Raw genomic sequence first — 20,104 nt, 5'->3', positions numbered from 1 at the left:
CTATCGATTACCCACCCTACAAAATTAAATGATTATGTTAACGTCGGTGTGCCAGGCGACGCACTAAACGGTCACCGACACTTTGTACTAATTGCACCATAACCACTAAAATCACCACCGTGCCGATCATGACCTGATCGTTAAATCGCTGGTAACCATAACGAATCGCCAGATCTCCGAGCCCACCGCCACCAATCACGCCAGCCATTGACGAAAAGCCAATCAGCATCACGACTGTGAGTGTGATCCCTGCCAGCAGTGCGGGTAGCGCCTCGGGTAACAGCACTTTTCCAATGATATGCCAGACATTGCCACCCATCGATAAAATGGCTTCGATACGTCCTTTGTCGACTTCATCTAATGCGTTTTCCACCACGCGGGCAAAAAACGGAAATGCGCCAATCGTGATAGGTACCACGGCTGCTGTACTGCCCAATGTGGTGCCAATAATAATGCGGGTGAAGGGGATTAAGGCAATCAACAGCACAATAAACGGCAGTGAACGCCCGACATTCACCACACTCCCGATAACTTGATTGAAAACCGGAGCGGGCAGCACGCCACCGCGACGGGTGAGAAACAGCAACACACCAAGCGGTAAACCGATAATCACGGTAAATAGCGCCGCCAGCCCGACCATGTAAAGCGTATCGAGCGTGCCATCAAGCAGTAATGGCCACAAATCTTCCCATGCTAGGCGACTTCGCATAACACTCTCCCTGAAACGCCAATCCGGCGTAGAAATGCTTGTTCTGCCGCGTCACCAGGTAGTAATGCCTGGCGGAGGCGGGAATAGGGCGTCGCCAGCAATTCAGATAGCGAACCGCTTTCGACTAACTTACCGTTTTCTAAAAGTGCGGCGTGATCGCAAATCGCTTTCACCACTTCCAGTTGATGGGTGATCAGCACAATCGTGACGCCGAGTTTACGGTTGATATCCATCAGCAGCGCCAGCACAGAAGCGGTAGTTTCGCTATCTAATGCGCTGGTGGCTTCGTCGCAAAGCAGGACATCAGGATGTGCTGCCAGCGCCCGAGCGATACCGACACGTTGCTTTTGCCCACCAGAAAGTTGCGAGGGAAATGCCTGTGCTTTATCGCTAAGCCCGACTAATTCGAGCAATTCTGTGATGCGTTTCTGGCGATCCTCACGCCGTTGACCCGCGATTTCCAGCGGCACGGCAATGTTGTCCGCCACATTGCGTGCATGAATCAGATTGAAGTGTTGGAACACCATTCCGGTGCGCTGGCGATGTGTGCGCAATTCACGATTATCGAGCGTGGTGATATCCACGCCATTCATCAGGATACGGCCCGATGTGGGCCGCTCCAGTAAATTAAGGCAGCGAATCAAGGTACTTTTCCCAGCACCACTGCGCCCGAGAATGCCGTAGATTGCGCCATCCGGCACAGTCAGCGAGATATCGTCCAGTGCCGGTTGGCCTTCTCCGGCGTACACTTTGCTCAGCCGCTCGAGGGTAATCATGATTGCGGAGTGGCGACCGGGATCACGGAGCCGTTAAATTGCTTGCGTATAAAATCAGCAACCTGTGGCGATTGCAGATCTTTCGCCAACTCTTTGATGCGTGGATCGTTAGCCAGGTTTGGATTGGTGACCAGAATATTGGCGTATGGATTGTGCGTAGCACTTTCCAGACCCAGCGCATCTTTCGACGGCGTTAAACCGGCTTCCAGCGCGTAGTTGCCATTAATAACGGCCAGATCAACATCATCAAGCGAACGTGGCAGTTGCGGTGCTTCGATCTCAACGAGCTTCAGATTCTTAGGATTACTGGCGATATCACGCGGTGTGGCCTGATTCACTGCAGCATCTTTAAATTCAGATTTCAGCGTAATAAGCCCTTTATCCTGCAAAAGATAGAGTGCGCGACTCAAGTTGGTGACGTTGTTCGGTATTGCAATGGTGGCGTTATCAGGAACCGACTTTAGGTCTTTATATTTGTGTGAATAGATACCCAGCGGCTCGATATGCACGGTCGCGGCGACGGTGAATTTTTTACCCAGTGCTTTTTCCTGGTCGCGCAAATAAGGGACGTGTTGGAAATAGTTGGCATCCACATCACCGTTTGCCAGCAGTTCGTTGGCATTCACGCCGTTACTCAATTCAACCACTTGAAGTTTTAAATTCGGATCGAGCTTCTGCACAAAAGCGAGGATCTCGGCATGGGGTACTGCATCTGCGGCGATGCGCAAAGTTTCTGCAGCGTGAGCACTAAAAGCCAGGGTCAAAGACAGCGCGATCCCTGCCAGTTTAAAAGAGGCATTCTTCATGGTGTTTTCCTTTAATGTTTAAACGATGAGTTCAGTGCTGTTACGCAAGACATCCGGGTAATAACGTTCCGCCACGTCGGGATGTGAACGTAGGCGACCTTTTAGATAATTCCATCCAACATCACGCAGCAACGGGTTACGTGGGTCACTTTCCGGCCCAAGAGCGTGTTTTGCGAGTTCAGGTGGCAGTGCATAAACCGGTATCACAGCGTCTAACTGAGCGCCGAGGAAAAATGCAATCGACTGGCGTTCCTGGCCCGGAGGTGGGGAAACCACCCGATGTACCGTAGCCCGTAAATAGCCATTGGTAGCCAGTTCCAGCAATTCACCGATATTCACCACAAAACTGCCAGGCAGCGGAGCGGCATCTATCCAGTTATCCGGTGAAACTTCGACCTGCAAACCCTGTTGTTGGTCTTGCAACAGGAAGCTTAGGAAGCCTGAATCTTTATGCGCCCCGACACCCTGATTACCCTCAGTTGCCTGTTGGCTTGGATAGCGAATCAACTTGATGTGCTCGTTGGGTTTATTGCCGTAGAGGTTATCGAAGCTGTTGGCAGGGAGCTCTAACGCCTGCGCAAAGGTTCGCAGCAGTTTGAGTGCGACTGCCGTCATTTCACGCTGAAATTGCAACAGGGTAGGTTTAAGCGTGGGTAACGATTCTGGCCATAAATTTGGGCCTTGTAACCGAAGCCAGCTGTGCCGCGCGTCACTGACAGGAAGTGCCGGGCGCTCCGCACCGATATCAAACTGTTCACGCCAGTCAGGTTTGCCCCGTGTTAATTCGCTGGCAGCGCGGTTGTAACCACGAAAATGAGGAGAATGGATCATCGCTACTTTTTGTTTTTCCTCATCAGGCAATGAGAAAAACAGTCGCGCTTCATTCTGAACTGCTTTTTGCAGTTCGGGGCTCACACCGTGATTAATCAGGTAGAAAAAACCGATGTCACGAGCGGCATGGCGCAGTTGTTTTAGAAATGCCGCGCTATCGGTGGCGGTGCCGTTAAGGGCTAAGAGATCGAGTATTGGCAATGCCTGGGTCGTTGTGTTGCTCATAATGAACTCCGCGTAAGACAGATATTTTCTCGACGAATTCTGATTTTTGGGCACAACAATATTCTTCACAACGACAGCGCTGGTTCATGGTTTAACCTTTCTGAAATGATGTGGTGCTCGTGGAAATTACATTGCCGCAAGCGCGTCGCGCCGCCCAATATTGTTATCTTCTAAGTTATGGCGAGGTAGGGTTCTAAGCTTTTTCAAAATTTGGATATCAACAGTTCGAGAGCTTATCTGGCAAACAGACTTGCTTTTTGTGCACTGATATTTTATTTTGTTGTTATGTTATAACATTTTATTTGAGGTGTGAGTTATGCAGGTTTTGAATTCATTACGTAGTGCTAAGCAGCGCCATCCGGATTGCCAGATTGTGAAGCGCAAAGGACGGTTGTATGTGATTTGCAAAAGTAATCCGCGGTTTAAAGCGGTGCAGGGCGGGAAGAAACGGCGTTAAAGAAAGGGGCTTTGGCCCCTTGCTTTGTAAACGGGGAAGGTTACGAACGCCCTAGTGAGAAGATATCGTAAAAAGAAAGTTCGCCTTTCGTGGCAACCATTTTATGCAGTAGAGATTTTTGTTGTTCGTCAACACCAGGGGAATGCAAGATTTTATCAATCAAGGTCGGCGGGACGTTACGGGTGTTGTACCACTCACCGTTGTAGCAGACACGTAAATCCAGCACATCAATATCGTCGTAACGATAGCGGGGGTTCACATCAAACAAGAAGAAGCTATGCAGTAGGGCAAACAGTACCACCAGTAGCCAGACTGAGCCCGCCAGAGTGTCCGACTCAAGCATCACCCACAGCGTGGCAAACCAGCCTATCCACATACCGATAAACAATCCTGGATGTTTGCGAATGAAGCTGATGCTAAAACGTGGACGGTTGTCGCGTTTTTCATCGGCATTAAGTTGTTCGATAGTATCGGTGAGCAGGCGTTGAATTTCGGTCATGATGAACCTTCTGAACGGAAACGCTACAGGCAGAGAACTGTTATTTTAAGAAGCTCTGCGGGGGTAAAAAAGTAACAGTTATTCCAAAAAAAAGCATAACAGTTAGCGGCTGGGGGTGGGGACCATTTTAATCACACGCGCAGGGTTTCCTGCCACCACCGAGTTGGCTGGAATATCTTTCGTGACGACAGAACCTGAACCAATCACCACGTTATCGCCGATGGTGACACCTGGATTGATAACCGCGCGTCCGCCAATCCAGACGTTATCGCCAATCGTGACGGGCTTGCCAAATTCAACGCCGCTGTTACGTGTATGCGCATCCAGCGGATGTGTTGCGGTATAGATATGAACCCCGGGTGCCAACATGCAATTCTCGCCGATGTGAACCGGACAAACATCGAGAATGACGCAGTCAAAATTAGCGTAGAAGTTTTTACCGAGAAAAATATTGTAGCCATAATCACAGCGAAACGACGGCTCAATATACGCATCAAGACTTTGCCCGAGAAGTTCTTCCAGCAATTGGGCGCGAACCGCCTGTTCATCCGGCGCGGTGTGATTAAAGCGATGGATCAAGTGGCGAGCTTTGATGCGGTCATCACGGAGTTGTTGAGAACCAGGGCGATAAAGCTCACCTGCAATCATTTTTTGTTTTTCTTCGCTCATAGCGATGCCTTTAATAAATAGCCAGAACAGGCATTACCGTAAGCGATTCATTTGTTCTTAATGAATGCATTGTTTCTTTTTTGTGATGTTAGTCACATTGTTCATGTGGTGCTCAACAACCACAGACGATGAGCAGCGGTAGCCGCATTGCGGATGCATTCAGTTGTGGCCATGAACGTAATAACTATTTCGAGGTATTAGCGGATAAATTTCCATACAGAAGGTGGTATTTTATCGTAAAGCTTATTCATGGTGAGTTCCGCGAGTCGGTGGTCGGCCGCTGAATAAAATACCGCCAATTCATTATCTGATAATTCGTATTTATTTTTTTCAATTACACGTTCTAAAGTATCAATTGTTTGGCAGCGTCGCAGGCGCATCAAATAATCGGTCTTAGTTAATGGTTGTGTTGTCATGAAATCACCTTATACATCTAGTAATAATTTTAAAAGGAGAGGCTTACAGGGTTAGCGCGGCTCTCTGTAACGAAACATCGGAATAATCGATTCCCAGACTTACGCCATTTCTGCAAGTCTTGTGCATTGATGCCGTAGTTACTGAAAAGCATAAATGTATCGTCCAGATATTGGTCAATTTGTTCAATCAACTTACTCTCATCATCGTACTTTATTTTGTAATTAAGTGCGAAGGCCGCTATGTGCTCAATCAACTCATTCAATTGCAAGTTAATGGCCGAAGTAGGATCATTTACCCAACCATGATTACTCTCGCCAAGGTTGGTTAGACAATCATGATACAGGTTTTCGCAGAGAAATTTAAGCTGCGCAATATCATGCCGTTTTGGTGAGTATTCGTCCATAATGCAGCCCCTTTTATCGAAAAAATGTGATAAACACTACGCGTTGGGGTGGACACACCTGGATGAGGTGGGGATCATTTACAACGATTATTCCATATACTTTCACTATAAATCAATCTGCAGTAGATTTCCTTTCACTATTACGAAAAATTACATTTGTAGCAAACCTGCTTTCTCTAATGCTATGTTTATAAAGACTTTAATGCTTTTTTTAAAAGCATCGTCTTATAAAGTAACGTATAGGGGTTTTTAAGAAAATAGCTTGCTTTCAACAGGTTAATCTTCCAGCGTCGTCAAGATGTCGTGGAAAGCGTATATAAATAATTATTTAGGAATACTCCTAATAAATAAGTATTAATCTGAATTTACACATTCACCTGTGTGTTTAAGAGATATTTTCTTTGTTATTCGATAGGCACAGAGTCTGAGATGCAACATTTTGAAACCTTTCTCTGAGGGAAGTCGGCGGCTATCAATATTAACAATATGAAAAATCAGGCAGGAAGATATAAAAAAGGCCACTTGCGTGGCCTTTTATTTGCAGTCTAAGTCTTATTTGTGATGCTCAATCGGGTGAGCATGCTCAAGGTCGTCACTCTTTCTGCTGAAGCGGCGGCGAACCACCACGAAGAACACGGGTACGAAGAAGATTGCCAGGACAGTAGCCGTCACCATCCCACCCATCACACCCGTACCTACGGCATTCTGCGCACCGGAGCCAGCACCGGAGCTGATAACCAGTGGCATTACCCCGAGGATAAACGCCAGTGATGTCATCAGAATCGGACGCAGACGCATACGAACCGCTTCAAGTGTCGCTTCAATCAAGCCTTTGCCTTCTTTATCCATCAAGTCTTTGGCGAATTCCACGATAAGTATCGCATTCTTCGCCGACAAGCCAATGGTTGTCAGCAGGCCTACCTGGAAGTACACATCGTTGGTCAGCCCACGGAAGGTCGCGGCAAGTAATGCACCCACAACACCCAATGGAACAACCAGCATGACCGAGAACGGAATGGACCAGCTCTCATACAGTGCAGCCAGACACAGGAATACCACTATCAAGGAAATGGCATACAGGGCAGGGGCCTGGTTACCAGACAGACGTTCCTGATATGACATACCCGTCCAGTCATAACCGATACCGGTTGGTAGTTTGCTAGCCAAGTCTTCCATCATGTTCATCGCTTCACCAGTACTCTTACCCGGTGCAGCCTGACCAAGGATTTCCATGGAAGGTAAGCCGTTGTAACGTTCCAGACGAGGTGAACCGTATTCCCAATGCGCAGTGGAGAACGCAGAGAACGGCACCATTTGGCCGGAAGCACCGCGCACATACCAGTTATTGATATCGTTTGGCAGCATACGGAATGGTGCATCAGCCATCAGGTAAACTTTCTTCACACGACCACGGTCGATGAAGTCGTTCACGTAACTCCCCCCCCAGGCAGCACCCAGTGTGGTGTTGATATCGCTGATAGAAACACCCAATGCTTGCGCTTTTTCCTGGTCGATATCGACTTTAAATTGCGGAGTATCTTCCAGACCGTTTGGACGTACGCCGACTAACAGGTCGGGGTGTTTAGCAATTTCACCAAACAATTGGTTACGCGCCTGAGTCAGTTTTTCGTGTCCAAGGTTAGCCTGGTCAATCAACTGGAAGTCGAAGCCCGTTGCTGTACCCAGTTCCACGATAGCTGGCAGGTTAAATGCAAATACAATGGCATCTTTGATTTTGGAGAATTCGCCGCTGGCGCGTCCTGCAATCGCCGGAACCTTGTTCTCGTCACCTGCACGTTCATCCCAATCTTTCAAAGAAACGAACGCCAGACCGGTGTTCTGCCCCTGACCGGAGAAACCAAAACCGTTAACGGTAAATACGGAGTTAACGTTATTTTTCTCTTTTTCGAGGTAGTACTTGGTCACGTCATCAAGAACGGCTTGTGTACGTTCTTGTGTCGCACCCGCAGGCAACTGAGCCATGGTCAAGAACACGCCCTGGTCTTCTTCTGGCAAGAACGAGCTTGGCAGACGAACAAACAGGAAGGCCATACCAACCACAATCAGCAGATACAACAGCAAATAACGACCCGTGCTACGCAAGATGTTACCGACACTGTCGGTATAGTGATGCGTGCTCTTATCGAACATGTTGTTAAACCAGCCGAAGAAGCCTTTCTTCTCGTGGTGTTCACCTTTAGCAACAGGTTTGAGCAAAGTGGCGCACAGTGCTGGTGTCAGAATCAGTGCCACCAGAACAGAAAGTACCATTGCCGATACGATGGTAATGGAGAACTGACGATAGATTGCCCCTGTAGAACCGCCGAAGAATGCCATGGGTATAAATACCGCTGACAGTACCAACGCGATCCCGACCAGTGCGCCCTGAATCTGCTCCATCGATTTGCGTGTCGCTTCTTTCGGTGGCAATCCTTCTTCCACCATCACACGTTCAACGTTTTCTACTACCACGATGGCATCATCAACCAACAGGCCTATCGCAAGCACCATCCCGAACATGGTTAGGGTGTTTATCGAATAACCAAAGATGGAGAGAATAGCGAACGTCCCCAGCAGTACCACCGGTACGGCAATCGTTGGAATCAATGTGGCGCGGAAGTTCTGCAAGAACAGATACATGACCAGGAACACCAGCACGATTGCTTCAACGAGGGTTTTTACTACCTCTTTGATAGAGATTTTAACGAATGGCGTGGTGTCATAGGGATAAACCACTTTTAGACCAGCCGGGAAGAACGGTTGAAGTTTCGCAACAGTGGCACGTACCGCATCGGCTGTATCCAGTGCGTTAGCACCCGTAGCCAGTTTGATACCTAAACCAGACGCGGGTTGGCCGTTGTAACGTGCGACAACGTTATAGTTCTCGCCGCCTAACTCAACTTTCGCCACATCTTTGAGCAGAACATGTGAGCCATCTTGATTGACTTTCAGCAGAATTTTGCTGAACTCATCGGCAGATTTCAAACGGGTCTGAGCAATGATAGAGGCGTTAAGTTGCTGGCCTTTAACCGGTGGCGTGCCCCCTAACTGACCTGCTGCGACCTGGGCGTTCTGCGCTTTAATAGCCGTGATAATATCAACCGGCGTGAGCTGGAAGTTATTCATTTTGTTCGGATCCATCCAGATACGCATCGCGTACTGAGCACCAAACAGCTGAACATCACCGACACCACGAGTACGGCTGATAGGGTCTTTAATGGTTGCGCCAACGTAGTCCGAGATATCTTCCTGTGTCATGGAGCCATCGGTGTTGATCAAACCGAGAACCATCAGGAAGTTACTGGACGCCTTTTCAACGCTAACACCTTGCTGCTGTACTTCTTGAGGAAGCAGTGGCATCGCAAGTTGCAGTTTGTTCTGAACCTGTACCTGTGCGATATCCGCATCAGTACCAGAATCAAAGGTAATGGTGATGGTGACAGAACCAGAAGAATCACTGGCAGAGGACATATACAGCAGGTTGTCGATACCGTTCATGTTCTGTTCGATAACCTGTGTCACGGTATCCTGTACCGTTTTTGCATCTGCACCTGGATAGTTTGCTGAGATCGAAATAGCCGGTGGCGCAATAGTTGGATATTGCGCGATGGGCAATTTCATGATCGCAAGCCCGCCCGCCAACATAATAATGATGGCGATTACCCAGGCAAAAATCGGGCGATCGATAAAAAACTTAGCCATGTCTTAACGTCTCCTGTTTAAGTTAAGACTTCGTTTGTTCAGTCTGAGCACCAGCGGCTGCTTGATCCTGGCCTTTCTTTTCTGCCGCTACTTCTTGCGCTTTTACCTGAACACCGGGTTTCACTTTTTGCAAACCGGTCACAATAACGCGATCGCCATCCTTTAACCCACTGGTTACCAGCCATTTATCGCCGATAGCCTGTGCTGCTGTAATATCGCGGACTTCAACTTTGTCATCTTTGCCAATCACCATGGCTGAAGCGTCACCACGTGGTGTACGAGTGACACCTTGCTGTGGAACTAACAGTGCATTTGGATTAGTCCCTGCTTCCAGTTGTGCACGGACAAACATGCCCGGAAGCAGTGTGTTATCTGGGTTCGGGAAGATGGCTCGCAAAGTGATTGAGCCGGTGCTTTGGTCAACTGTCACGTCTGAAAACTCCAAAGAGCCTTCTTGTTGGTATGCAATACCATCGTTCGTCACTAACTTAACTTTCGCTTTGCCGTTTTCTTGTTTCAGTTTGCCGTCAGCTAACTCTTGCTTAAGGCGCAAGAAATCGTTGCTGGATTGGGTCACATCCACATAAATCGGGTCGAGTTGTTGTACGGTTGACATTGCGCTTGCTTGACCGCTGGTCACCAGAGCGCCTTCAGTAACAGCAGACTTACCAATGCGACCACTAATCGGGGACGTTACTTTGGTATAGGCAAGATTAATGCGCGCAGATTCAACAGCGGCTTTAGCAGCAACGACAGAAGCGTTTGCCTGTTGAGAATCGGCAAGTGCGGTGTCGTAGTCTTGTTGACTAATATACTGAGTACCCAACAGTTTCTGATAACGCTTAACCGTCACCTGCGCAATGTTTGCACTTGCTTGAGCTTTTGCGAGATCACCTTTGGCGCTGTCATAGGCAGCCTGGTAAGTAGCAGGGTCGATTTGATACAGTGAAACGCCAGCTTTAATTTCACTTCCTTCTTCAAAGTTGCGTTTCAGAATAATGCCGCTGACTTGCGGGCGAACTTCTGCAATACGATAAGCACTAGTGCGGCCTGGAAGCTCTGTGGTTATCTGCAAAGGAGCACTTTTTAGAGTGACGACACCCACTTCTGGGGTATGCGGCGCACTCTTTTGTGTTTCTTTGTCATTACATCCTGTAAGTATTAAGCTGCCTGAAAGCATCAGAACGGCCGCCAGAGGCGTAAACCCTCTGTTTTTGTTCATATGTAAACCTCGAGTGTCCGATTTCAAAGTTGTTCAATGGATCAAGTGTCCACAAACCCATTGCTGCATTTATACCCGTCATACTTCAAGTTCCATCTTTGTTGGCTGCTCTCACTCACCCGAATCACTTACTTAATGTAAGCTCATCGGGACTTGCTCCCTTGCCGCCTTGATGCAACTCGAATTATTTTGGGTATTATTATCGTCGTGCTATGGTACATACATTCACAAATGTATGTAAATCTCACCAGCTTACTTTCACCTACTTATGGCACGAAAAACCAAACAACAAGCACTTGAAACTCGACAACATCTTCTTGATGTGGCAATCCGCTTGTTTTCTCAACACGGTGTATCCTCAACTTCACTAGCAGATATTGCTAAAGCGGCAGGTGTTACCCGTGGTGCTATCTATTGGCATTTCAAGAATAAGTCGGATTTATTTAATGAAATCTGGGAGCTAACTGAATCCAGTATTGGTGATTTAGAGACTGAGTATCAGGCAAAATTTCCTGACGATCCACTTTCTGTTGTTAGAGAGTTACTAATTTACATATTACAAGCCACTGTCACTGATGAACGTCGTCGGTTAATGACAGAAATCATCTTCCATAAATGTGAATTCGTTGGCGAACTTGCCATTTTACAACAGGCCAGACGCGAATTTTATCTGGAAGGAAAGGAGCGGATCGAGAGTTCTCTACAGCGTTGTATTGATGCAGAAATGTTACCCGTAGATTTGCGTATTCCTCTTGCCGTTATTTTGATGCGCAGTTACATCACCGGGCTTATCGAAAATTGGCTGATTGCACCAGATAGCTTTGATCTTCACGGCCAGGCCGAAGACTACGTGGCTATTTTGATAGAAATGTTTCAAACCTGCCCAACCCTCCGAGCTATTCCACAAAAAAAATGAGTTTATTAGGGTGATTCCTAAGCGAGTTGACCAAGGTTTTTTCATAAAGACGTGTTAATCTGAAGGCTCGTATTTCGTCTTTAACTCGCCATTTTTCGGCCTGTTCTCAAACATTGTCAAATTATGCCGCAACTCTTGTGTTCACTATATTCACGTCGCATATCTGCAAGATTTTTTCTTATCGCGTTTATAAGCCTGTTTTGCATACTGGCGCAGCCTGTTTGGGCGAAAAATAATAATAGCGATCTCCCGAGTCGGGATGAAATTCAAAACCAACTGACTGAACTCAGTAAGCAAAAATCGCTGTCTCCTAATGACAAACTTATACAACAAGATCTCAATGAGACGCTTGAGGTTTTAGACAAAATTGACCGGGTCAAGGATGAAGCGGCAAAACTCCATCAGCAGGTTAGCGAAGCGCCGAAAACACTGCGCAAAGCAACCGATGCTTTAAACGAGATTAAAAACCAGCGAAATAACCAGGCCAATGAAGCGGCTGAAATTGAAGCGCTGAACTTACGCCAGCTCGAATCTCGTTTGAATGATTTGATGACGGATTTGCAGAATTCACAAAGCGATTTAGCCACCTGGAATAGCCAACTGATTTCGCTGCAAACACAGCCAGAGCGCGTGCAAAATGCGATGATGGCCGCTTCAGCTCAGCTTGAAATTAACCGTAATCGCCTGAATGGCGTAACACCTGGTGCGACGGAATTACGCTCAAGTCAGCAAACACTTTTACTGGCCCAGCAAGCGTTACTGAATGCGCAACTGGACCAGCAGCGCGACAGTCTAAAAGGCAACACGCTGTTGCAAGATACACTGCAAAAACAACGTGATTACACCAACGCCCATATCAATCAACTGGAACACACGCTGCAACTGTTGCAAAAGGCGGTCAGTAGCAAGCGTCTGACGCTGACCCAACAGACCGCTCAGGAAGCCATCGACTCAGAAGATACCGTTAAAATTCAGCAAAACCCGTTGGTGAAACCAGAGCTGGATATTAACCACCAGTTAAGCCAACGACTGATAGACGCCACTCAGCATGCCAATGAGATGGTACCGCCGAGCATCCGCATCAAAAACACGCTGGATCGTGCGCTGCAATCTGAACGCAATTTGAAAGAACAAATCGCTGTCTTGAAAGGCAGCTTGCTGTTGTCGCGCATTCTCTATCAGCAACAACAACAGAACCTGCCTGCGGCGGAAGATACAGAAGACCTGACCAATCGTATTGCTGATATTCGTCTCGAACAGTTTGATGTCAATCAGCAGCGTGACGCGCTGTTCCAGCCTGATGAATTGGTTGCAAAAATTGAAGAAGGGCACACCACTGAAGTCACGCCTGATGTCCACGATGCGTTGTTACAGGTTCTGGATACACGTCGCGAATTGCTCGACCAATTGAATAAGCAACTCGGCATGCAATTAATGCTGGCAATCAACCTGCAGAATAATAAGCAGCAACTGCAAAACGTGACGAAATCCCTCGACCAAATTCTGACCGAGCAGATTTTTTGGGTCTCCAGTAACAAACCTATGGACTGGGACTGGCTGAAATCGTTGCCGTCATCGTTACGCGATCAGTTTAAAAACGCCCGTATCAATTTCAAGGGGCCGGAAAGTTCGCTAAAAATGCTCGCCATCCTTTTGCTGATGATTCCGGCACTGCTACTGGCGGGGATTATTCGCTGGCGTTTTAAAGCTATTGATCGCTATTTGGAAAAGCAAGCCAGTCGGGTTGGACAACTGCGTAACGACAGCCAAATGCTAACGCCGAAAGCCATTGCGCTGACACTGGTGAAAGTCCTGCCTGGGGCGTTAGTCATCTATGCTATAGGCTTAGTCTTTGCCGGGTTCGAGATGAACATTAGCGAGTCGATGCTGGCGTTTTGTAAACAGCTTTCCCTGTTCTGGATTGTCTTTGGCCTGACCTACAAGGTGTTGTCGAGCGACGGTGTTGCCGTTCGCCACTTTAATATGCATCCACAATTGTGTCGCCATTATCGCCGACAACTGGTGCGCATTGGTTTTGCACTGTTGCCGTTGCTGTTTTGGTCGGTGTTGGGTGAGCGTTCACCGCTTCACCTGGTGGAAGATGCAATGGGTCAGTTGCTCATTTTCTTCAATTTGTTGCTGATCACCGCATTAGTCTTCCCAATGTGTCGTGAAAACTGGCGCAACAAAAATAACCACACCATGCAACTGTTTACCGTCACGGTGATGGGGGTAGTGCCGGCGGTGTTAATTGTGCTGACGGCGATGGGTTATTTCTATACGACTTTGCGCCTTGCAGGCCGCTGGATTGAAACCATCTACCTGGTACTAATCTGGAACCTGGTTTATCAAACTGTACTGCGTGGGTTGAGTGTGACGGCACGTCGTATGGCATATCGTCGCGCGGTGTTGCGCCGTGAAAACCTGGTGAAAGAAGGGGCCGAAGGTAGCGAGCCGGTAGAAGAACCGCCATTGGCGCTTGATCAGATCAACCAACAAACCATGCGCCTTGCCATCATTGCGCTGTTTGCGCTGTTTGCCATCTTCTTCTACACCATTTGGTCAGACTTGTTTGGCGTATTCGGTTATCTCGATAGCATCCAGCTATGGAGTTATAACGGGACTGAAGCGGGAGCCGCCGTGGTGAAAAACGTCACCATGGGCAGTTTGTTATTTGCAGTGATTGCCTTCGCCTTCGCTTGGGTTCTGATTCGCAACTTACCGGGCTTGCTGGAAGTGCTGGTGCTTTCGCGCCTGCAAATGCGCCAGGGGGCTTCTTACGCCATCACCACCATTCTTAACTACGCGATTATTGCCGTCGGTGCGATGACCGTCTTTGGCTCACTTGGGGTGTCGTGGGATAAATTGCAATGGCTGGCGGCTGCGTTATCGGTCGGTCTGGGCTTCGGATTGCAGGAGATATTCGGTAACTTTGTTTCCGGCCTGATTATTCTGTTCGAACGTCCGGTGCGTATCGGCGATACGGTGACAATCGGTACCTTCTCGGGCAGTGTCAGCAAGATTCGTATTCGCGCCACCACGATCACTGATTTCGATCGCAAAGAAGTGATCATCCCAAACAAAGCGTTTGTTACGGAACGATTGATCAACTGGTCGCTGTCCGACACCATCACGCGTGTGGTTATCCGCTTGGGTGTCGCTTACGGATCCGATCTTGAAAAAGTGCGTGAAATCTTACTCCAGGCCGCTCACGAACATCCGAAAGTGATGCATGATCCTGAACCGGCAGTGTTCTTCACCACTTTCGGCCCCAGCACGCTGGATCATGAATTGCGCTTATACGTGCGTGAGCTACGCGATCGCAGTTATACCGTTGATGAGCTGAACCGGGCCATCGAACGTCTGTGCCGAGAAAATGACATTAACATCGCCTTCAACCAACTTGAAGTTCATCTGCGTAATGAAAAAGGGGATGAATGGACAGAAGTGAAACGCGATAACAATGGCAAATCGAACGGCGGCGACATCGTTCCGGTACAGTAAAAATTAGCGGGAAGCGTTCTCTTCCCGCTTACGCAAAAAATCCTGACGGACAATTTCTAGCGCAGCGAGCACCGTTTCCGTCGGGATGTCATGTTGTTCCAGTAGCATTATCAAATCGACAGCCAGTTTCACTTCTTCTGGTGCATTTTCCAGCGACATAGCGTTACTCTCGTTAATCTGTATTTTGATGAATATACCCGTCGCCCTTCAAGATGCAGGGGTGTTGGCTGCTCTTACTCACCCGAATCACTTACTTGAGTAAGCTCATCGGGATTCATTCGATTGCCGCCTACCTGCATCTTGAAGTGACTTGGGTATATACCCAAAATAATTCAATTAGCTTAGCCCACGTTCCCGCCGTTCAATCGCACGTTCAATACGCGCAATGGCCTGACGGCAGCGTTGCAGACGGCCTTCAAGAGCCGCGATTTCTTTCTGGATCTTTTGTTGCCCGATGAGGGTCGTTTGCACTGAAAGCTGGCTGTCACGATCGCTAATCATAATCTGAATTCGGCGCTCGTAATCCTGATGCGTCGAAAGCTTTTCATATAAATTTTCGGCAACGACCGGCTGTGGATCGTTTTTGCGCATCTGCAAGGTCGCCAGCTCCCTCTGCAAAGCGGCAATTTGCGCCACCAGTTTTTCGGCAAGATACGCAACTTGATCCGTTTTACCGACTTTCACGCTAAGCTGTAATTGCGCAAGATTAGCCTGAACTTCGGTAAGATAATCTTTTAGTTGCGTGCTGTGAGTGGAAAACAGTTTACGATCAAAGCGTGCTTGCGAGGCACGTTGCAACGAGATTGGCGCAATGGCCTGCGCGAGTTCCGCGACGCGAACATCCAAAGCTTGTAACAGCGCAGCGGTCTTCACAAAATGACTCTCCAGTGTTGCACGTGTTTAAGTGCCAGGTCATACCCAGGCTATTTCAGGATGGGTATTTTGATGGAATAAGGAATGAAACGGACTATTTTAATCATCATTGGTTGGCTGGCGGTAGTCCTTGCGACGCTGGGTGTGGTGTTGCCTTTACTTCCTACCACCCCATTTTTACTGCTGGCGGCCTGGTGTTTCGCGCGTTCCTCACCACGCTTCCACTACTGGCTACTCTACCGTTCATGGTTTGGCAGTTATATCCGCCATTGGCAGCAATATCGAGCCTTGCCACCAGGCACTAAACCCAGGGCGTTGATTTTTATTGTTTTAACTTTTTCAGTATCCCTTTATCTGGTCAACATTCTTTGGGTCAGACTACTATTATTGATGATGATGTGCGCGCTTCTGTTCTTTATGTGGCGGATGCCGGTAATTGACGAAAAGCAACAAAAGCCATAAAGCGCTGCTGCTGTGGTTGCAATTGTTGTTTGCAGACAGTAAATTCGACCGCTTTCGAGCACGATATGACTGATTAATGAATCACCTGTAGTGTGTTTATTAACCAAGTGCGTGCTTTGTTAGAATCATGTTTTTAGCAGGCATTAATTATGACCGCGACTGCGCAACAGCTTGAATATCTGAAAAACAGCATCAAAAGCATTCCAGATTACCCAAAGCCTGGGATCCTATTCCGTGACGTTACCAGCTTGCTTGAAGATCCGAAAGCCTACGCCACCAGCATCGAATTATTAGTCTCACGCTTTAAAGATGCTGGCATCACCAAAGTCGTGGGCACTGAAGCGCGTGGTTTTTTGTTTGGCGCACCGGTTGCGCTGGAATTAGGTGTTGGCTTTGTGCCGGTACGTAAGCCTGGCAAACTGCCACGCGAAACTATCTCTGAGAACTACGAGCTGGAATACGGTACCGATCAACTGGAAATCCACGTTGATGCAATCCAGCCTGGCGACAAAGTTCTGGTGGTGGACGATTTGCTGGCGACAGGTGGCACCATTGAGGCGACCGTTAAACTTATCCGCCGTCTGGGTGGGGAAGTGACTGACGCTGCGTTTATCATCAATCTGTTTGATATTGGTGGTGAGCCGCGTCTGGAAAAAATGGGCGTGAAAAGCTACAGCCTCGTACTTTTCCCAGGCCACTGAGTTCTGCTTCCGTATTCCCCAAATTATACCCGTTAGCATTCGAGTTGCAGGTAGGCGGCAAGGACGAGACAAATTCGTCGGGAACGAATTTGACCAGCCGAAGGCTGGCCTCCGGTGAGAGACAGGAGTCTCTCATTAATCCCATGGAGCTTACTTGAGTAAGTGACTGGGATGAGCGTATGCAGCCAACACCCCTGCAGCTTGAAGGATGATGGGTATAGAAGCCTCGCCCGATGGGTGAGGCATATGTTAGCATTACCCCTCAATTCACACCCGTGATGTAGAGCCTATCTCGAATGAGCTACCAGGTCTTAGCCCGCAAATGGCGCCCACAAACTTTTGCTGATGTCGTCGGCCAGCAACACGTGTTGACTGCGCTGGCTAATGGCTTATCCATGGGCCGAATCCACCACGCTTATCTCTTTTCAGGGACGCGCGGCGTGGGTAAAACGTCCATCGCTCGCTTGTTGGCGAAAGGGTTAAATTGTGAAACCGGCATTACTGCCACGCCTTGCGGTGTGTGCGATAACTGCCGCGAAATCGAACAGGGGCGCTTTGTTGATCTGATAGAGATTGATGCCGCCTCACGCACCAAAGTCGAAGACACCCGTGACTTACTGGACAACGTTCAGTACGCACCGGCGCGTGGCCGCTTCAAAGTCTACTTAATCGATGAAGTCCACATGCTCTCGCGCCACAGCTTCAACGCACTGTTGAAGACGCTGGAAGAGCCCCCTTCGCATGTCAAATTCTTGCTGGCGACCACTGATCCGCAAAAGTTGCCGGTGACCATTCTTTCTCGCTGCCTGCAATTCCACCTGAAAGCGCTGGATGTCGAACAAATCCGCCATCAGTTGGAATACATTCTTGGCGAAGAGAAAATCCCGTCTGAAACTCGCGCTCTGCAACTGTTGTCCCGTGCCGCAGATGGCAGCCTGCGTGATGCATTAAGCCTTACCGACCAGGCGATTGCCAGTGGCGATGGGCAAGTGAGCACGGCGGCTGTCAGCAGCATGCTTGGCACGTTGGATGACGACCAGGCGCTGGCGCTGATAGAAGCGATGGTGCAGGCCGATGGTGAGCGAGTGATGAACTTGCTTAACGATGCCGCCGGTCGCGGTATTGAATGGGAAGCGCTACTGGTAGAAATGCTTGGCTTGCTGCACCGCGTGGCCATGGTGCAACTTTCCCCGGCTGCGTTGGGTAACGACATGGCAGCAATTGAACAGCGCATGCGTGAGCTCGCAAGAGTCGTGCCGCCAGCTGAAGTACAGTTGTATTATCAGACCCTGCTGATTGGGCGCAAAGAGCTTTCTTGGGCTCCTGATCGCCGTATGGGTATTGAGATGACGCTGCTGCGCGCGCTGGCTTTCCATCCGCGCAAGCCATTACCAGAACCTGAGCAACCGCGACAAGTGGCGAGTATTCCGGTCATTAATCCTGTTCCGGTTCGGCAACAAACGTCACCTCCGCCACGGCAAAATGAAACCCCGTTGCCGGACACCACAAGCCAGGTGCTGCAAGCGCGAACCCAGTTAATGCGCCAGCAGGGAGCCAATAAAGCAAAAAAGAGTGAGCCGGCAGCGCCTGATCTAGCGTGGCCGGCAAAGAGCACCGCTCTGGAACGTTTAGCTTCAGTGACCGAGCGTATTCAATCCCGGCCCGCAGCGGCAGTGGAAGAAAAACCGGAGCCGAAGCCAGAAGCTTACCGCTGGAAGTCGCAAAATGTTTCTGATGTGGTCGAAGAACCCGTTGCGACACCAAAAGCATTAAAGCGCGCGCTGGAGCATGAGAAAACGCCAGAGTTGGCGCAAAAGCTGGCATTGGAAGCCATTGAGCGGGACAGTTGGGCGGCAGAAATTAGCCAACTGGTGTTGCCAAAACTGGTGCAGCAATTGGCACTAAATGCCTGGAAAGAGCAGGATGGCAGCCGTATTTGTTTGCACTTGCGCCCTGCATTACGGCATCTGAATTCACCGTCGGCACAGAACACGCTGGTTGAAGCGATGAGTGTTTTTAGCGGTGAAACTGTTGAGCTGACTATTATTGAAGATGATAATCTTGCACAACGCACCCCGCTGGAGTGGCGTCAGGCTATCTACGAAGAGAAGCTGGCACAAGCGCGGGAATCAATGAGTACTGATAATAATATCCAAACGCTGCGTCGTTTTTTTGATGCTGAGTTGGATGAAGACAGTATTCGACCAATTTGACAGGCCGATGACATCGGTTTGTTGTAAACCCTGATAGCCGTTAATTGTTATACCCATTAGCATTCGATTTGCAGCCAACACCCCTGCAGCTTGAAAGATGATAGGGATATGTGATTAGACGGCCCGAGCAAAAGAGAGAAGACTATGTTTGGAAAAGGCGGTCTGGGCAACATCATGAAGCAAGCCCAGCAGATGCAGGAAAAAATGGCCCAGGTTCAGGAAGAAATCGCTCAAATGGAAGTCACCGGCGAATCAGGTGCGGGTCTGGTAAAAGTGACCATCAACGGTGCGCATAACTGCCGTCGTGTGGAAATCGATCCAAGCCTGATGGAAGACGATAAAGAGATGGTTGAAGACTTGGTTGCTGCTGCCTTCAACGATGCGGCTCGTCGTATCAGCGAAGCGCAGAAAGAGAAAATGGCTGGCGTTTCCAATGGGATGCAGTTGCCACCAGGCTTCAAAATGCCATTCTAATTTTCCGTCATTCTTCGTGTTGCGGGGGCGTTGGCTACGTTATTCGGCTCACCCTTCGGGCCAGCGCAAGCGCTGTTCAAATCTGTTCCAGACAGATTTGTTGCTCACTTGCCGCCTTCCCGCAACGCGAATTATTTTGGAAAATCAATTCTCCAGGCCTACTCCTCCTCAAACGCTGCATAACTCTCTACCAGAAAATCAATCAACGCCCTGACCGCCGGTAACTGACCGCGCCGTGAAGGAAA

General features: G+C 48.8%; 19 protein-coding genes and 1 other annotated feature. Of the genes, 7 read left to right on the top strand and 12 right to left on the bottom strand.

Features of this window, described 5'->3' with window-relative positions:
• Positions 1-37: 37 nt before the first annotated feature.
• From VJY99_RS06350 to VJY99_RS06335, 4 genes are read right to left on the bottom strand one after another with little or no spacing between them, the layout of a single operon-like run.
• Positions 38-709: a methionine ABC transporter permease gene (locus tag VJY99_RS06350; RefSeq protein WP_324117226.1), complete on the bottom strand. Its 672-nt coding sequence runs from the start codon at positions 707-709 to the stop codon at positions 38-40.
• The gene (locus VJY99_RS06345; protein ID WP_324117225.1) at positions 694-1,485 is read right to left on the bottom strand and encodes a methionine ABC transporter ATP-binding protein; all 792 of its coding nucleotides are present in this window, start codon (positions 1,483-1,485) and stop codon (positions 694-696) included. Before VJY99_RS06345 ends, VJY99_RS06350 begins: the two co-directional genes overlap by 16 nt.
• A complete protein-coding gene (locus tag VJY99_RS06340) occupies positions 1,482-2,291 on the bottom strand; it encodes a MetQ/NlpA family ABC transporter substrate-binding protein (RefSeq protein WP_324117224.1) in 810 nt (269 codons plus the stop codon). The genes VJY99_RS06345 and VJY99_RS06340 overlap by 4 nt, the downstream gene beginning before the upstream one ends.
• Positions 2,292-2,309: 18 nt before the next feature.
• A complete protein-coding gene (locus VJY99_RS06335; RefSeq protein ID WP_324117223.1) occupies positions 2,310-3,347 on the bottom strand; it encodes an isopenicillin N synthase family oxygenase in 1,038 nt (345 codons plus the stop codon).
• Between the two features lie 316 nt (positions 3,348-3,663).
• Here VJY99_RS06335 and ykgO point away from each other — a divergent pair, with 316 nt between their 5' ends.
• Positions 3,664-3,804 carry a type B 50S ribosomal protein L36 gene (gene ykgO / locus VJY99_RS06330; RefSeq protein WP_034458060.1) on the top strand — a complete coding sequence of 47 codons (141 nt, stop codon included), beginning with the start codon at positions 3,664-3,666 and terminating at the stop codon, positions 3,802-3,804.
• A 40-nt stretch (positions 3,805-3,844) separates the two neighbouring features.
• Here ykgO and VJY99_RS06325 read toward each other — a convergent pair whose 3' ends face one another.
• The 6 genes from VJY99_RS06325 to acrA form a co-directional block, all read right to left on the bottom strand.
• Entirely contained in the window at positions 3,845-4,303 is a 459-nt protein-coding gene (locus VJY99_RS06325; RefSeq protein ID WP_324117222.1) for a YlaC family protein, read from the bottom strand.
• Positions 4,304-4,405: 102 nt separating this feature from the next.
• A complete protein-coding gene (gene maa, locus VJY99_RS06320) occupies positions 4,406-4,972 on the bottom strand; it encodes a maltose O-acetyltransferase (protein ID WP_324117221.1) in 567 nt (188 codons plus the stop codon).
• A 197-nt stretch (positions 4,973-5,169) separates the two neighbouring features.
• Positions 5,170-5,388: an HHA domain-containing protein gene (locus VJY99_RS06315; protein WP_324117220.1), complete on the bottom strand. Its 219-nt coding sequence runs from the start codon at positions 5,386-5,388 to the stop codon at positions 5,170-5,172.
• 29 nt (positions 5,389-5,417) lie between these two features.
• On the bottom strand, positions 5,418-5,792 hold the full coding sequence (tomB, locus tag VJY99_RS06310) for an Hha toxicity modulator TomB (RefSeq protein ID WP_324117219.1): 375 nt from the start codon (positions 5,790-5,792) through the stop codon (positions 5,418-5,420).
• Between the two features lie 552 nt (positions 5,793-6,344).
• A complete protein-coding gene (gene acrB, locus VJY99_RS06305; protein WP_324117218.1) occupies positions 6,345-9,494 on the bottom strand; it encodes a multidrug efflux RND transporter permease subunit AcrB in 3,150 nt (1,049 codons plus the stop codon).
• 22 nt (positions 9,495-9,516) lie between these two features.
• Positions 9,517-10,716, bottom strand: a complete 1,200-nt coding sequence (acrA, locus tag VJY99_RS06300; RefSeq protein ID WP_324117217.1) for a multidrug efflux RND transporter periplasmic adaptor subunit AcrA — start codon at positions 10,714-10,716, stop codon at positions 9,517-9,519.
• A gap of 268 nt (positions 10,717-10,984) precedes the next feature.
• Here acrA and acrR point away from each other — a divergent pair, with 268 nt between their 5' ends.
• Together acrR and mscK are read left to right on the top strand one after the other, a co-directional pair.
• The gene (gene acrR / locus VJY99_RS06295) at positions 10,985-11,632 is read left to right on the top strand and encodes a multidrug efflux transporter transcriptional repressor AcrR (protein ID WP_324117216.1); all 648 of its coding nucleotides are present in this window, start codon (positions 10,985-10,987) and stop codon (positions 11,630-11,632) included.
• Between the two features lie 123 nt (positions 11,633-11,755).
• Positions 11,756-15,136 (top strand): mechanosensitive channel MscK, encoded by a 3,381-nt coding sequence (mscK, locus tag VJY99_RS06290; RefSeq protein WP_324117215.1) that lies wholly within the window; start codon positions 11,756-11,758, stop codon positions 15,134-15,136.
• A 3-nt stretch (positions 15,137-15,139) separates the two neighbouring features.
• Here the strand turns inward: mscK and rsmS are convergent, their stop codons facing one another.
• Positions 15,140-15,295, bottom strand: coding sequence for a pleiotropic regulatory protein RsmS (rsmS, locus tag VJY99_RS06285; protein ID WP_324117214.1), 156 nt, complete (start codon positions 15,293-15,295; stop codon positions 15,140-15,142).
• A gap of 177 nt (positions 15,296-15,472) precedes the next feature.
• Positions 15,473-16,009, bottom strand: a complete 537-nt coding sequence (gene priC / locus VJY99_RS06280; RefSeq protein WP_324117213.1) for a primosomal replication protein PriC — start codon at positions 16,007-16,009, stop codon at positions 15,473-15,475.
• Between the two features lie 84 nt (positions 16,010-16,093).
• Between priC and VJY99_RS06275 the strand changes: the two genes are divergently transcribed.
• The 4 genes from VJY99_RS06275 (at position 16,094) to VJY99_RS06260 (ending at position 19,859) form a co-directional block, all read left to right on the top strand.
• Complete coding sequence (locus tag VJY99_RS06275; RefSeq protein ID WP_324117212.1) at positions 16,094-16,471, top strand: DUF454 family protein; 378 nt, start codon at positions 16,094-16,096, stop codon at positions 16,469-16,471.
• 149 nt (positions 16,472-16,620) lie between these two features.
• On the top strand, positions 16,621-17,172 hold the full coding sequence (gene apt / locus VJY99_RS06270) for an adenine phosphoribosyltransferase (protein WP_324117211.1): 552 nt from the start codon (positions 16,621-16,623) through the stop codon (positions 17,170-17,172).
• A gap of 296 nt (positions 17,173-17,468) precedes the next feature.
• Positions 17,469-19,385 (top strand): DNA polymerase III subunit gamma/tau, encoded by a 1,917-nt coding sequence (gene dnaX / locus VJY99_RS06265; protein ID WP_324117210.1) that lies wholly within the window; start codon positions 17,469-17,471, stop codon positions 19,383-19,385.
• Positions 18,718-18,782 (top strand) — a sequence feature (DnaX frameshifting element). Its footprint overlaps the gene before it by 65 nt.
• Before the next feature lie 144 nt (positions 19,386-19,529).
• On the top strand, positions 19,530-19,859 hold the full coding sequence (locus VJY99_RS06260) for a YbaB/EbfC family nucleoid-associated protein (protein ID WP_324117209.1): 330 nt from the start codon (positions 19,530-19,532) through the stop codon (positions 19,857-19,859).
• The last annotated feature ends 245 nt before the right edge of the window (positions 19,860-20,104 follow it).

The organism is Buttiauxella sp. (assembly GCF_035271705.1).
Taxonomy (GTDB): domain Bacteria; phylum Pseudomonadota; class Gammaproteobacteria; order Enterobacterales; family Enterobacteriaceae; genus Buttiauxella.
The sequence above is the reverse complement of the archived record's forward strand: the minus strand, read 5'-3'. Positions and strand labels throughout refer to the sequence as shown.